The sequence below is a fragment of the Paenibacillus sp. FSL H3-0321 genome (assembly GCF_038002865.1).
Lineage (GTDB): Bacteria > Bacillota > Bacilli > Paenibacillales > Paenibacillaceae > Paenibacillus_AQ.
This window is the reverse complement of the sequence record NZ_JBBODH010000001.1, coordinates 1,602,260-1,616,678: the sequence shown is the minus strand read 5'-3', so window position 1 is coordinate 1,616,678 and position 14,419 is coordinate 1,602,260. Positions and strand designations below refer to the sequence as shown.

Sequence of the window (14,419 nt, the reverse complement as noted above, 5' to 3'; positions counted from 1 at the left end):
TGAAATATGGAAATTTTAAAAGTACAGCATATATCTAAAACCTACGGCAAAGGTGAAAATCAGGTGAATGCCTTAAAGGATGTTTCCTTTACATTGGAGCAGGGAGAGTTTGCGGCTGTAGTCGGTGAATCCGGATCAGGTAAAAGTACATTGTTAAATTGTATCGGAGCCTTGGATACTCCTACCTCAGGAAATATCTATATGGATGGCAAAGATTTGTTTTTGATGAAAGAGGAACAGCGCACCATTTTCAGGCGGCGCAATATCGGCTTTGTGTTTCAGTCTTTTCAGCTTGTTGCAGAATTGACTGTGGAGCAAAATATTATGTTTCCGATTCTTCTGGATTACCGCAAGCCGGAGCAATCGGCAGTGAATGAGATTTTAGAAGTTTTAGGACTGAAAGAACGCCGTCATCACTTGCCAAGCCAATTATCCGGCGGACAGCAGCAGCGTGTTGCAATTGGGCGGGCGCTGATTACAAGACCTAAATTGATTCTTGCTGATGAACCCACCGGAAATCTGGACAGCAAAAACAGTCAGGATGTGATTGATTTACTGGTTAAGGCATCACGCCACTACCAACAAACAATTCTAATGATTACACATAACAATAATCTGACTAATTCAGTAGACCGTGTACTGCGTGTTTCAGATGGTGTGCTGACGGATCTGGGAGGGAAAGAGAATGAAAAGTTATCTTGACCTTGTTCCCATCTCAGCCAAAGTCCATAAAAGGCAGAACAGAATGTCTGTATTCTGCATTGTTTTAGCGGTGTTTTTAGTTACAGCTATTTTCGGTATGGCTGATATGTTTATACGCAGCCAAATTATGCAGGCCCGTATAGAGGACGGTAATTGGCATGTAATGGTTCGAAACATAAACGAAGAACAAGCAAACCTAATTTCTGCACGGCCGGAAGTAACTGCATATTCTTGGTATGGTGTCCTCAACTTCAGGGGAGATCAGGGCTATACTGTATCGGGAAAAAACGTGGTCGTTTTTGGAAGCGAAGAAAGCTTTGTAACAGAAATGCAAACGGATGAAATTCAGGATGGAACATTTCCCCAAAAGGACAATGAGGCCATGATAACAGAAAATGCAAAGACGATGCTTGGATTGCAAATCGGAGATGCCATTTCAGTCAATGCGCCTGATGGAGCAAGTTATAGATTTACGATCTCCGGCTTTATAAAAAATGCATCTAAAACAATGAAAGAAGATTCCTATGCGGTTAGCTTGACTACCAAGGCGTTTCGTTCCCTGTATCCCGGAGTCACGAATGGTAAACCAGCCGATTATAACAGTGTCTTTTGTGTGCAGTTTTCTACTCATAGCAATATACGCAATACGATTGCCGATATGAAGTCTCAGTTTGGACTTTCAGACGAACAGGTTTCGGAAAACACGAAACTGCTGGGCTTACTTGGTCAAAGCGGGAATTCTTTTATGATGCAAATCTATAGCTCCGCTGCTGTTTTGTTTTTATTAGTTTTACTGGCAGGCATTATGATGATTGCAAGCAGTCTCAACAGCAATGTCGCACAGCGTACAGAATTTTTTGGAATGATGCGCTGTATCGGTGCGACACCAAAGCAGGTGATGCGATTCGTCCGCAAGGAAGCCCTCGGCTGGTGTAAATTCGCAATTCCGCTTGGCATTTCAACAGGAGCCGTTGTCATTTGGATCTTGTGCGCCTTACTTCGTTTTCTCAGTCCGGAATATTTTGCCGAGATGCCAGCCTTTGGCATAAGCTTACCAAGTATCGTGGCCGGTATCTGTGTAGGCATCCTGACGGTTCTTCTGGCTGCTCGTTCCCCAGCAAAAAGAGCAGCCAGCGTTTCCCCGTTAGCAGCTGTATCAGGGAATGCAAATTCTTTACAGCCTGTGCGCAAAGCCGCTAATACTACATTTATTAAAATTGATACCGCCCTTGGTTTCCATCATGCAAAAGCAAGCAAAAAGAATTTTGTTTTGATGGCAGGTTCCTTTTCCCTGAGTATCATTCTTTTTCTCGCCTTTTCAGTCACGATTGACTTTATGCACCATACACTTACACCGTTGAAGCCGTGGACACCGGATTTATCTATTATCAGCACTGACAATACCGGTTCGATCAGCAACACCTTGTTAGAAAAATTCCAGAAAAATCCGGCGATCAAACGAGCATACGGACGAATGTTTGCCTATGACGTGCCAGTTACGGTGAACGGGGAAGAAAAAAAGGTTGATCTGATTTCTTATGAAAAGAACCAATTTGAGTGGGCAAAGGACTATTTGCTGGAGGGTTCTTTGGATACCGTTCAAAACGAGAACAATACCGGACTGATTGTTTTTGAACAGCAGAATACCGTGAAAGTTGGAGATACGGTGACGTTACACACAGAAAATCATTCTGCGAATATAAAAATTGTGGGCTCGCTTTCTTCCAGTCCTTTTAACAATGCCCCTGATGTTGGAACGATTATCTGTTCTGAGAACGCTTTTCGGCAGCTGACCGGCCAAACGGATTATACGATTATAGACTTGCAGTTGTCTAAGAACGCGACGGAAGCTGATATCGATGAAATTCATAAATTAGTTGGTACAGAGGTTATCTTCTCTGATGAACGCTCAGGCAATCGCAGCGTAATAGGCACTTATTACTCCTTTGGATTGTTTATCTATGGGTTTATGGCTTTGATTGCTTTGATTACCATATTCAATATCGTAAACAGTCTTGCAATGAGCGTTTCGTCTCGCATGAAACAATATGGCGCATTTCGTGCCATCGGTCTAAGTAATCGGCAGCTAATAAAAATGATTATTGCTGAGGCTTCAACCTATGCAATCACAGGAAGTATCTGCGGCAGCGTTGTCGGGTTAATGCTGAATAAGTTTCTGTACGCAAGGCTGGTAACCTTTCACTGGGGTGAACAATGGAGTATTCCATTTGCAGAAATTTCCATCATAATAGCAATCGTCCTTTTCTCCGTTGTCTTAGCTGTACGAGGCCCAGTAAAACGCATCCGCGAGATGTCTATTGTAGATACCATCAGTGCACAATAATAAAGGAGGCAATGAGGTTATTGGCTTTATGCCAAAGGGCTGAGCGGAATAAAAAATGGAGTTCATGAAATTCAGCACATAGGGGAATCTAGAGAATGGAGAGAACTCTCTAATTCCCAAAGTGATGAGGACGAAATTCATGAACCAAGCTTCCCGTAATACCAAAGAAGACAAAAAATTGAAATGGTGGCAGCTGAGTTTGCTGGGAGTTGCGGGCACCATTGGTACAGGGTATTTTTTGGGCTCGGGTCTGGCGATCTCCATCGGCGGACCAGCGGTGCTGTTTGCCTACATCCTTGCAGCTGTTGGAACCTATGTAGTCTTTGATGCCTTGTCTCAAATGACGGCAGAACACCCGGAGCAGGGCTCTTTTCGATCCTATGCCAAAAAAGCGTTCGGAACCTGGGCCGGGTTTGGCAGCGGCTGGGTATATTGGTTCTCGGAGCTGCTGATTATGGGGAGCCAATTGACGGCTTTGTCTATATTCTCACGCTTCTGGTTTCCGGCCGTACCGATGTGGATTTTTGCAGCCGGGTTTGGCGTCGTGAGCTTGTGCATTGTTTTCTTTGGCAATAAGGGGTTTGACCGGGTGGAGAATGTGCTGGCTGTCATCAAGATAGCGGCAATTCTGATGTTCCTGGTGATTGCGGCTGCTCTTCTGGCAGGCTGGATAGGGGGTGGGAAGTATGCCCCTAAACTCCCGCTCAGTTATCCTGCATTGTTTCCTGCCGGGGGGATAGGCTTATGGTCGGCCTTTATTTTTGCTTTCTATGCCTATGGCGGCATTGAGGTACTCGGCATTATGTCCAACCGGCTCCAAAAACCCGAAGAGGCACCGAAAGCAGGTAAGGTGATGCTGCTGGCATTGACTACAGTATACGTCTTGTCTATTGGGCTTGCCGTAACGATGGTTCCCTTAAGCGCCTTTAATCCGAAGGAAAGTCCCTTTGTGCTGGCGCTCAGCAGTGATCATCTTGCTTTTGTGCCTCATCTGTTTAACGGAGTATTGATTATTGCCGGTTTTTCCACAATGACTGCCTCGCTTTATGCGATAACTTCGATGATGATCACGCTTGCGCAGGAAGGGGACGCTCCCCGGCTATTTGCAAAGAAATGGAAGGATAAGTATCCGTTCTTTGCCTTGTGTCTGATTGCTGCCGGTTTAGTTGGTGCCATCGTGATGGCGCTGTGGTTGCCGGGGAAGGTGTATGAATATATCACGACAGCTGCGGGGCTAATGATCTTGTACAATTGGGCTTTTATCCTGTTATCGTCAGGCAGGCTGCTACAGCCAAGCAAGTTAAGCGGGGTAAAACGCTGGATCGGGTTGCTGCTGATCGGGGCAGCGGCAGCGGGGACTCTGTTTCATGCACTCAGCCGTCCAGGCTTCTACATCAGTCTGCTGATTCTATCGCTGATCGCGCTCAGTGATTGGATCGTCCAGCGGGTTCAGAAGAAACAAGCAGCCAGTTCCGCTGGCGCCAACGCTCATGAAGATAAACTATCGAATGAACACGAAGCCATGCGAGGCAGCAATCCTAAGTTTCGCATTACAGGCATCAGGCTGCGGAAGAGTAAACTTTAGTAGAAGAACAGCAGCTGAACAGCCTGTACGCCAAAATAAAAACCAAAACCAACCAGCGACAGGCCGGACAAGACGGAAATTCCCTTTAAGACCCGTGCGGTCATCACTCTGCGAAAGATGCTGGAGGCTGCGGCCATGGATACATCCCAAAGAAGAATCCCCATTACGATAGCTCCACTGTACATTAATAACTGCTGCATTGGATATTCATTGGCTGCTTTAGCAAGAATGGATCCGTAAATCCCGAGCCAGAACAGAATCGAGAGCGGATTAAATAAAGACATCAGAAACCCGGAAAGATAGGACTTTGACAGGGAAGTTTCGCTTGCTCTCATTTCAGCTGCGGAGATTACGCCTGCATTTTTGATGCTCTCCACACCTGTATAGACCAGAACAAAGAAACCGAATAACCATAAGAAGGCTTTCACAAAAGGAGCCTCAAGCAAATGGATAACGCCAAAATAAACCAGCAGCATATAAATGATATCTGCACTGATCGCCCCTAGACCGACAACCCAGGCGTGCCAGAAGCCTCCGCGAATCCCCTTGTCCAGCTGCGCGGCATTAATCGGGCCGATAGGAGCCGAAAGTGACAACCCAAGAAAAATATAACCTATAAATACATTAATCAGGACCTCCCCCTTTATATTTAGCTTATTCTTATAATGTTGTTTATAGGACAACCAAAACGAAGGCCCGCAAAGAGCGCGGGCCTTCGTTATATCCTGAACTATTGAAGCTTTCACATGACTGTGTGATCATAACTACACTTCAATAATGATCGGAAGAATCATCGGACGGCGTTTTGTTTTGTCGTACAGATATTTGCTCAAGGCATCTTTAAGCGTCTGCTTCATAATATTCCATTGGCCCAGATCCCCTTTGCTCATTTTCTCCAGGGTTGCTGCGATAAACTGATTGATCTCTTCCATTAGATTGTCTGAATTCCGTACATAAATGAAGCCTCGGGATATCGTGTCAGGGGCGCTCAGCATCCGGCCATCCGTTTGGCTAAGGGTAATGACAGTGATTAACACACCATCCGCAGACAATTGGCGGCGGTCCCGCAAGACCACATTGCCGATGTCGCCGACTCCCAGGCCATCCACAAATATTTGCCCGGCGGGAACCCGTCCCGATTGACGGACAACCCCTTCCAGGGATTCAACGACTTCACCGTTTTTCAAGATAAATATGTTGTCCTCCTTAACTCCGACTGCTTCTGCCAAGAGGCTATGATGATGAAGCATGCGGTATTCTCCATGAATCGGAATAAAGTATTCAGGTTTCATTAGGGTAAGCATCAGCTTCAATTCCTCCTGGCTGCCATGCCCGGATACATGAAGCTCACTCTTTGATCCGTAGATGACCCTTGCGCCGAGCATATACAGATTATCAACAATCCTGGATACATTACGTTCATTGCCCGGGATCGGATTGGCAGCGAGAAGAACGGTATCCCCGGCTCCAATTTCCATCAGCCTATGGCTGGAGTTGGCCAAACGGGACAATGCTGCCATGGGCTCCCCTTGACTACCTGTGCAAAGGACTGCTATCTGTTCTGGAGGAAGCTTCGCAGCTTCCGCAGGTTCTACCAGCATCCCGTCCGGGATGTTCAAATAACCCAGTTCCTGGGATACGGAGACCACATTTACCATACTCCGGCCAAGTAAGGTGAGCTTACGTCCGGTAAGGATAGAAGCATCTACAATTTGCTGCAGACGGTGCACATTGGAGGCGAAGGTGGAGACAAATATTCTGCGGTCCGCTTTTTGAAAAGCTTCTTCCATATGGGCGCCTACAAGCTGCTCAGACGGCGTGAATCCAGGGCGTTCGGCATTCGTACTCTCGGAGAGCAGAATTTTAACACCGTTTTTGCCGATGTCGGCCATTTTATGTATGTCCGGATATTGTTTATTGACAGGCGTCATATCGAACTTGAAGTCGCCCGTATGGACAACCGTTCCTTCAGGAGTATCAAAGACGACCCCGAGACAATCAGGAATGCTGTGGTTGGTACTAAAAAAGGTTGTCGTAATGGAACCGAAGGTGAGGCTCGACTCGGCATCAATGCAATGCAGGCTGGTTTGGCGGAGCAGACGATGTTCCTTAAGCTTGTTCTCAATTAACCCCAGTGTCAGACGGGAGGCATAGATGGGGATATTTAATTGTTTGAGCAGGTAGGGAATCCCTCCGATGTGGTCCTCATGCCCATGAGTTACAATCAGTGCTCTTAACTTGTCGACATTATTCAATAAATAAGTAACATCTGGAATGATAAGGTCAATGCCAAGCAGACTCTCATCCGGGAATTTAGAGCCGCAATCGATAACAAGGATGTCATCGGCGTATTGCAGGAAATACATGTTCTTACCAATTTCATGAACACCACCTAAGGCTGCAATCGATAACCTTTTATCTGACATTTTTATATTCCCTCCTTATTAGAATCCTCTATATTATGTTTAGAGTCTTTAATAACTATCCATCTTTTCGGCAGGTGAGTTAGGATAACACAGAACAAAAATAAAGCTGCGTTCCTCTTAACATGACGGAGAACGCAACTTTATGTCTGAATGGATCCAAATGAATCGTAATACGGCCTTCCTTGCAGCAATCTGCTCGTGAGGAGCATGGTGCAGTTGAATAATCTAGTAAACGTATTCCAAGCGTATTAAACTTGCTTTTCGCTATGGATTAATTCCAGAAACTCAACAATAATTTCGGAGGTCACATCTTCCGCCGGCAAATGTATAAATTGACTTAGCCGGAGAATGACCGGCTTGTACAGCTCAATCAGTTGAAGCGTGGCTTCAGGGTCTTTGTTTCTGACCTCGTTCAGCAAATTTAAAAATTCGCGATCTGGGATAGGCGCTGAATCAGCTTCCTTTTCCATTTGTGCACCCCCTGTTGACTGATGTTGAGTTGGCGAGCGACTTCAGCTTCCGTCAAACCTTCCAAATAGATTTTTTGCAAAATGGATCGCTCGTATGGGGACAGCATACTGATCAGCTGTTCCGCAGCGATTTTGTTATCTGAAGATTCTGTGAATGAAGGGACGGCAAGCTTGTCATCGTAGCTGTTCTCTTGTCGCTTGATCTTCTTTGCCCGATATTGCAGCCTCCAGCCAATACGGTAAATTTCGGTTTTATAGCGGTTATATTCACTCTGCTGCACACCAACACTCCCCTTTCTACTATTTAACGTTTATGTATATAGGGAACTTTTAAGAGGGAAATAACAACCAAAAAAGGAACATGTGTTCCTATATATTATACACGTTTTCCAATTTAATGGAATCGGTTGTAAAACAAAGCCCGAAATTTCCCTTCAATTAAAACGTCGGTTTAGGAAGGGAGGGGAGATTTATGGACATTGCAGATGTTGTCAGCTTGATTACTAATGTGGGCTTTCCGGTCACACTCTGCTTTATTCTGATTCGTTATGTACTGGAAACGGTAGGAGAGAAGCTGGATAAACTGGATGCTTCGCTTCATCAGCTCACCCAGGCTATTCAAACTCTGGAAGGCACAGAAAAGGCGGTAGAGTTCAAAAGTGTTAAATCTAAGCAAGTTTGACAAGCGTATCGCTTCAGCACAAAAAGCTTCCCACAAGAGGAAGCTTTTTGCCTTGAACTGTAAACCTGCTAATCATTGATGATAGGTTAGCGTATAATATGATTTAGAAAATTGAGGATTCCATTAGCCACCGATCGCCATCGCGCTAAAAACAACAGGACCGACAACAAATGCTGTGGAGTTATTATCCTGATTTTCAACAATCAGCTGATAATTTTGTGTTCCGGCAGGAACATTGATATCCACCATATGCAGGCTGATGATCCCATCATCGTTAAAGTCTTCTTCATATTCTGCCAGCGCATAGAAAATTTCAACACCTGCACGCCAAATGCGGATCAGAATATTCGGGAAATCACCGAGATTGGGAACATCGATACCAATGGTAGCTTTCAATTCCACCTTGTTCGGAAAATGGGCAGGATTTGCGGGATCAATAAACACCGCTACTCCTGCAATCTGCACGCCCGCAGGAGAAATTGGGATCAATGTAGAAATCCCTCCTGTAATTGGTGTTACTACAGTAGCATTATAATCCAAAAGAGTTTTTACCATTTCAAATCACCCCCTTCGGTCTACATCATCTTATGTGTGGCGCTGAATTCGGAGTGTGTGGTTGTCTTAATGAATATGCTCATTTTTAGTAGATTAAGTGAGTAGTGAGGTTGTTTTAGCCCCCGCACCAAGATCGTTGTAACCTTTCTTCCTGAAGATGGCACCTATAGTTAAGAACATGTGAAAAGAGGATCTAAAGTGATGCGGCAATGGGTTGAAGAGGCACAACAAGAGAATTCGGAGGCGTTCGGGCAGTTAATGCGGCATTTTCGCGGTATGGCTTATGCTGTAGCTTACGACATGCTGAAAGATGTACATCTTGCTGAAGATGTTGTGCAGGAAGCGTATATTGAAGCGTATTTGAATCTAGGAAAGCTACAGGAGCCGGCTGCGTTTCCGGGATGGTTCAAGACGATTGTCGTAAGGCAGTGCCAGCGGAGTCTGAGAAGTAAACGACATATATTGCTGCCTCTTGATGATGCCCTGCACCTCTCGGAAAAGTCGCCGGGCGTTGCGGAAATTGCCGAGCGCAGAGAAGGGGAACAGCTGCTGCAGAGAACGGTTGCGGCGTTGTCTGCGAAGCTGCGGGTGCCCATGCAGCTGTTTTATTATTATGGTTATTCCCTTCAGGAGATCTCTGATTATTTGGGGATTCCGGTTTCGGCGCTAAAGAAGCGGCTGTATGATGGGCGGCGCAAGCTGAAGGGAGCTCTTCCCGTTGCCGATCTCGCCTCCATGTTCAACTATCTATATGAAGGAGGCAGAAATATGCTGCATATTGTGAACGGAGACAGTGTGGGTGAAATGCTGAAGCAGGGAATTGTCCAGGGAGAGGTGCTGGTCTGGCGGGAAATCTATTCCGCGGGTCCGATATTCGTCAACCCGGCAGGCTCCAGTGAACGGATACAGCGGGCCGGGGTTCTGGAGAAGACATTAGGCATTCCTTCTACAGAGTATATAGCAGGCTGCGAGGCACAGGAGGCGAAGCTTCGCGAATTCAAACGTTATGATGAAGTAGTACTGTGGTTTGAGCATGACCTGTTCGACCAGAGCATGCTTGCTTATCTGCTGCACTGGTTCAAGGGACAGAAGCTTGGCAGTACGAAGCTGAGCCTGCTCTGCATTGGTGAATTTCCGGGGATTGAGCTGTTTCACGGTCTTGGCCAGCTGACTCCGGCGCAGCTTGGAACATTGTCTGGAACCTGGCAGGGCATCGGGCGCAAAGAAATGGAACTGGGCAGCGATCTTTGGCGAGCCTATGCGTCTCCCGATCCTGGAACGATGTCTGCTCTGCTGGAGGAGAGAAGGGGAGAACTTTCGGCATCTGCGCTGCCCTTTGCCTATGAAGCATTCAAAGCCCATCTCTCAAGGCTTCCTTCGGTTCATAACGGCCTGGGCATCGTAGAAGAGACTACGCTTCAGGCTGTCCGCCATGGCGCGCTTACACCGATGGAACTGTTCCCTCTGGTTTCCGACAAGCTGCACCGGCTCGGCATGGGTGATCTTGATTTTGGCCGTTATCTGCACACTCTGGTGTATAACCGGCAGCCTCTGCTGACTATAGAGGGAGCAGAGGGAAATACGGATTTCCGGCAGATTGCGGAATTTTGGGGCCGCCGGGTTGCCATCACCGAGCTTGGTGAGCGGATACTTGACGGGTTAGCAGACCGGGTAGAGGTTCAAGGCCTAGACGAATGGTACGGCGGGCTGCATCTGGAGGGTCACACCGTTCCATGGCGCTGGGACAGCTCCTCCGGCAGTTTGGTCCGGTCTGAATTGTAAGCTCCTCAGGGATGCAGAAATGGGCGCGGGCCAGTCCTATAAAGTTGTAGCCGCTTGCAGATTGACAAAGAAGACCTGAGATGCCCTCAAGGTCTTCTTTGTGATTACCAACCCAGCTTCTGGTCTCTAATCTCCGTTATCCAGAGATCCTGAAGCTTCTTGACGTGAGCTTCAGGCATCGCTGCTGCGCTGGCCGATATATTCTCAATCAGTTGGGCACTGTTCCGTACACCGGGGATGACGGTTGTGACTTCAGGATAGGCCAGGATGAATCTCAGAGCGGCCATCGTCATCGTCGTTTCTTCATTGGTTATGAATTTGATTTGCTCCAGAAGTGCTGCACGCTTACGGATCACTTCCGGCGACCAGCGGCTGCGCACACCTTCGAAGCTGCTCTGGCTGTTATATTTGCCGGACAGCCAGCCGGAGTCGAGTGGGACCTTGACAATAATGGCGATATTGTTATCCTGGGCACGCTTGAACGCTTCGGCAGTCTCCTGATAAAAGATATTAAACATCACTTCCAGCACACCGATGTTCGTATGCTCGATAACTTCCAGCATTTCCGGGATGGAATCGACAGAAACGCCGTAGGTGAGGATTTTACCCTCGGCTTTTAATTTCTCCAGTTCCTCATAATGTCCGTGTTTCCCATCCAGCATGTCAAAAGGCGGATTATGGATCAGCACGGAATCGACATAGTCAGTTTGCAGCCGCTGCAAGCTGACTTCAACCGAGGCCCTGATTTGATCCGCGCCATAGTTCGAGCTGCCGTCCGCCTGATGTCCGAATTTCGTATTGATGACGGCATTCCTGCGTTTTCCGGCTAGAGCCTTCCCAAGCAGCTCTTCGCTTTTGCCAAGTCCATAATTGGGAGCGGTATCAAAAAAGTTCATCCCTCTCTCCAAAGCTTCATGCACCAGGCGCACCGCCGCATCATCCTCCATGGCTTCCCAATCCTGTCTGTTGCCCAGCTGCCATCCGCCGAAGCCGATTTCGGATACGGGTTTACCTGTACGTCCATAAGTTCTTGAGTTCATCATATTCACTCCCTATAGGATTGATCAATGGTTCATATACTTAGCTGCTCATATTTCCTGAAGATTATATTATATTACTAGAATATTGCAATACTGGACACAGATATTTCCTAAGGCATGCAAAGAGCCTATGAAACATAGGATTGTATAAGAGCTGTCTCCATTCAACTGCAGCAGGAGGGATTGGTGTATGGACGGGAAGATGAGTGCAACCATTATGCAGATAGACGCTCTTGCAACCGATATCATTGTACCTTTACGCAGAAAAATTATTAATGAGGCCGGATTTATGCGGCTGTATGCCGTTCTGGAAGAGGTTTATGTGTTGATTGAGCACGAAAGGCAGATTGACAGGGAGCTGGCGGCCATTTTATTCCTGATTTATTCACAGCTTGTGACCCAGGCTAATTATGTGTATGACAAAAGCACTTTTGTGCCTCATATCGGCAAAATGCAGGGATACATCCGCAAAATATTTGGCGGCACGCTGCAAAATGACTAGTCCCAAGGTACAGGAAATCTCCGTTATCCGTCCTATTATCAAGGAGAGATAACGGGGATTTTGTGTTATTTAGGGCCAAAACTTGTCATTTTAACGGAGATTAGAGGTTTTTGAGCGGTGTGCTTTCATTTGTCCATTGCCAAACAACGCCATTTTCATTTACAATATTACAATGATAATGAGAATCAATTTCATAGAAAACAGGTGACTTTAATGAATCAACAGGCAACGGCCAGCAAAGGGCTAATCCAGGGGAGAGATCCGGTGAAGTTCCGTTCACGCCCATGGGCAGCAACGCTGATATTGGTCGGCGGTCTGATTGCATTAGCACTAGGCATTGCGCTTTCGGTCTCGTTCGGAGCCAAAGACATTAACTTTTCTGTAGTGTGGACCGCTGTGTTTCACTTCAATCCGGATATTACGGATCATCAAATTATCCGCGAGCTGCGGCTGCCGCGCGTGCTCGGCGGGGCCATGGTAGGTGCCAGCTTTGCGGTGGCAGGAGCGATTATGCAGGGGATGACCCGCAACCCGCTCGCGGATTCCGGGCTGATGGGCATAAACTCTGGAGCGGGGTTTGCGCTTGCACTCTGCTTTGCATTCTTGCCGAATTTACCGTTCATGTATCTGATTTTATATGCATTTGTCGGAGCCGGGGCCGGGGCGGCTATTGTGTATGGTATCGGGTCCATGGCCAAGGGCGGCCTTACACCTGCCCGCCTGGTACTGGCCGGAGCGGCCTTCAGTGCGCTGCTCTCTGCGCTCAGCGAAGGCGTAGCTTTATATTTTCAGATTGGACAAGATCTGGCTTTCTGGTATGCAGGAGGCGTAGCCGGTACGAAGTGGATTCAGCTCAAAATTATGTTTCCCTGGATCGGCGGGGCGATTATAGGAGCCCTCATTTTATCCCGTTCCATCTCTATGCTCAGCCTGGGTGAGGATATCGCCAGAGGCCTAGGGCAACGGACGGGTCTGGTCAAATTGGCCGGTGCATTAATTGTGCTGATTCTTGCCGGCTCCTCGGTAGCAGTAGTCGGAGCAGTGGGCTTTATTGGACTGATCATTCCCCATCTGACGCGTTATCTTGTAGGGGTGGATTATAGGTGGATTATCCCTTGTTCCGCCATTCTGGGCAGTCTGCTGGCTGTATTTGCCGATCTGACCGCCAGAATGATCAATCCGCCGCAAGAAGTGCCCCTGGGCGCTATCATTGCGTTAATCGGTGTGCCTTTCTTTCTGTATTTGGCCCGCAAAGAAAGAAGGGAGCTGTAGTCATGCAGAGAACAACAGCTTTATCCTATGAATCTACCAGACGCAGACGCGGACTGACCGTTCTGGCTGTGATATTCGCATTAATCGTACTCGTGTTTATTATCAGTGTGAATACAGGATACATACGACTTACTCCTATGGAACTGCTGAACACTTTGCTCGGCAAAGGTACGGACAAGCAGGAGCTGATCCTGTTCGACTTCCGTCTGCCGCGCATCGTGATCTCCGTTCTGATCGGAGCGGGACTTGCCGTTTCCGGAGCGGTCATGCAAGGCGTTTTCCGCAATGATCTGGCCGATCCCGGCATTCTCGGCATCAACGCCGGAGCCGGTCTGATGGTTATGCTGCTGGTTTCTTTTTATCCGTCGACGACTGCTGCACCGGTATACCTGCTGCCGCTGGTTGCTTTTGTCGGAGCGGGGCTGACTGCGGCCTTGATTTATATGCTTGCGTATAAGCGGTATCAGGGGATATCTCCGATCCGCCTGCTTCTGACCGGCGTAGCAGTTGCAGCCGGAATCAGCGCAGCTATGATTGTGCTGACGCTGCGTCTTGATCCTGATAAGTATCAATTTGTCGCTACCTGGCTGGCGGGCAGCATCTGGGGGACCAGCTGGAAATTTGTGCTTTCCCTGCTCCCCTGGATTGTGATTCTGCTGCCCTATGTGATCTACAAAGCCCGGGTAATGAATGTACTTAATCTGGGCGAGCAGACAGCCACCGGCCTTGGAGCCGCTGTTACCAGAGAGCAGTTCAAGCTGCTCGCAGCCGCAGTCGGACTCGCAGCTTCTAGTGTCGCTGTCAGCGGCGGGATCGGTTTTGTCGGCCTGGTCGGCCCGCATTTAGCCAGACGTCTGGTGGGTCCGAAGCATCAGCTGATGCTTCCGGCTTCCGCGCTGCTAGGTTCCCTGCTGGTTATCACCGCCGATACGATCGGCCGCTGGATATTGCAGCCCTCGGAGATTCCTACAGGTATCGTGGTTGCTGTTATAGGTGCCCCTTATTTTCTCTATTTGCTGGCCCGGACGAAGTCTTGATAGAGACCAAAAATACTCAAGC

Annotated in this window: 14 protein-coding genes; 8 read left to right on the top strand and 6 right to left on the bottom strand. The window is 47.7% G+C overall.

What is annotated here, in order from left to right:
* The first annotated feature begins 6 nt into the window (after positions 1-6).
* The 3 genes from MHI45_RS07145 (at position 7) to MHI45_RS07135 (ending at position 4,631) form a co-directional block, all read left to right on the top strand.
* A complete protein-coding gene (locus MHI45_RS07145) occupies positions 7-702 on the top strand; it encodes an ABC transporter ATP-binding protein (protein WP_076108947.1) in 696 nt (231 codons plus the stop codon).
* Positions 686-3,046, top strand: a complete 2,361-nt coding sequence (locus tag MHI45_RS07140; RefSeq protein WP_076108948.1) for an ABC transporter permease — start codon at positions 686-688, stop codon at positions 3,044-3,046. Before MHI45_RS07145 ends, MHI45_RS07140 begins: the two co-directional genes overlap by 17 nt.
* Positions 3,047-3,185: 139 nt before the next feature.
* A complete protein-coding gene (locus MHI45_RS07135; protein ID WP_076108949.1) occupies positions 3,186-4,631 on the top strand; it encodes an amino acid permease in 1,446 nt (481 codons plus the stop codon).
* Here MHI45_RS07135 and MHI45_RS07130 read toward each other — a convergent pair.
* The 4 genes from MHI45_RS07130 to MHI45_RS07115 all read right to left on the bottom strand — a co-directional run bounded on the left by MHI45_RS07130 (position 4,628) and on the right by MHI45_RS07115 (position 7,808).
* Positions 4,628-5,260: a LysE family transporter gene (locus MHI45_RS07130; RefSeq protein ID WP_076109012.1), complete on the bottom strand. Its 633-nt coding sequence runs from the start codon at positions 5,258-5,260 to the stop codon at positions 4,628-4,630. The genes MHI45_RS07135 and MHI45_RS07130 overlap by 4 nt on opposite strands.
* Before the next feature lie 135 nt (positions 5,261-5,395).
* A complete protein-coding gene (locus tag MHI45_RS07125; protein ID WP_218642506.1) occupies positions 5,396-7,063 on the bottom strand; it encodes a ribonuclease J in 1,668 nt (555 codons plus the stop codon).
* 242 nt (positions 7,064-7,305) lie between these two features.
* The gene (locus MHI45_RS07120) at positions 7,306-7,527 is read right to left on the bottom strand and encodes a hypothetical protein (protein WP_076108951.1); all 222 of its coding nucleotides are present in this window, start codon (positions 7,525-7,527) and stop codon (positions 7,306-7,308) included.
* Positions 7,479-7,808 carry an RNA polymerase sigma factor gene (locus MHI45_RS07115; protein WP_038594678.1) on the bottom strand — a complete coding sequence of 110 codons (330 nt, stop codon included), beginning with the start codon at positions 7,806-7,808 and terminating at the stop codon, positions 7,479-7,481. Before MHI45_RS07115 ends, MHI45_RS07120 begins: the two co-directional genes overlap by 49 nt.
* 191 nt (positions 7,809-7,999) lie before the next feature.
* Here MHI45_RS07115 and MHI45_RS07110 point away from each other — a divergent pair, with 191 nt between their 5' ends.
* Positions 8,000-8,209, top strand: coding sequence for a hypothetical protein (locus tag MHI45_RS07110; RefSeq protein ID WP_076108952.1), 210 nt, complete (start codon positions 8,000-8,002; stop codon positions 8,207-8,209).
* A 123-nt stretch (positions 8,210-8,332) separates the two neighbouring features.
* On the opposite strand, the gene MHI45_RS07105 is transcribed toward MHI45_RS07110, so the two are convergent.
* On the bottom strand, positions 8,333-8,764 hold the full coding sequence (locus MHI45_RS07105; RefSeq protein WP_052092209.1) for a hypothetical protein: 432 nt from the start codon (positions 8,762-8,764) through the stop codon (positions 8,333-8,335).
* A 201-nt stretch (positions 8,765-8,965) separates the two neighbouring features.
* Here MHI45_RS07105 and MHI45_RS07100 point away from each other — a divergent pair, with 201 nt between their 5' ends.
* Positions 8,966-10,546, top strand: a complete 1,581-nt coding sequence (locus MHI45_RS07100) for a sigma-70 family RNA polymerase sigma factor (protein WP_076108953.1) — start codon at positions 8,966-8,968, stop codon at positions 10,544-10,546.
* 104 nt (positions 10,547-10,650) lie between these two features.
* Here MHI45_RS07100 and MHI45_RS07095 read toward each other — a convergent pair whose 3' ends face one another.
* Positions 10,651-11,586 carry an aldo/keto reductase gene (locus MHI45_RS07095; protein WP_076108954.1) on the bottom strand — a complete coding sequence of 312 codons (936 nt, stop codon included), beginning with the start codon at positions 11,584-11,586 and terminating at the stop codon, positions 10,651-10,653.
* A gap of 190 nt (positions 11,587-11,776) precedes the next feature.
* Between MHI45_RS07095 and MHI45_RS07090 the strand changes: the two genes are divergently transcribed.
* The 3 genes from MHI45_RS07090 (at position 11,777) to MHI45_RS07080 (ending at position 14,397) form a co-directional block, all read left to right on the top strand.
* Positions 11,777-12,088 carry a hypothetical protein gene (locus MHI45_RS07090; protein ID WP_076108955.1) on the top strand — a complete coding sequence of 104 codons (312 nt, stop codon included), beginning with the start codon at positions 11,777-11,779 and terminating at the stop codon, positions 12,086-12,088.
* Positions 12,089-12,301: 213 nt separating this feature from the next.
* Entirely contained in the window at positions 12,302-13,360 is a 1,059-nt protein-coding gene (locus MHI45_RS07085) for a FecCD family ABC transporter permease (protein WP_038600267.1), read from the top strand.
* Positions 13,361-13,362: 2 nt separating this feature from the next.
* Complete coding sequence (locus MHI45_RS07080) at positions 13,363-14,397, top strand: FecCD family ABC transporter permease (RefSeq protein ID WP_341118931.1); 1,035 nt, start codon at positions 13,363-13,365, stop codon at positions 14,395-14,397.
* Positions 14,398-14,419: the final 22 nt, after the last annotated feature.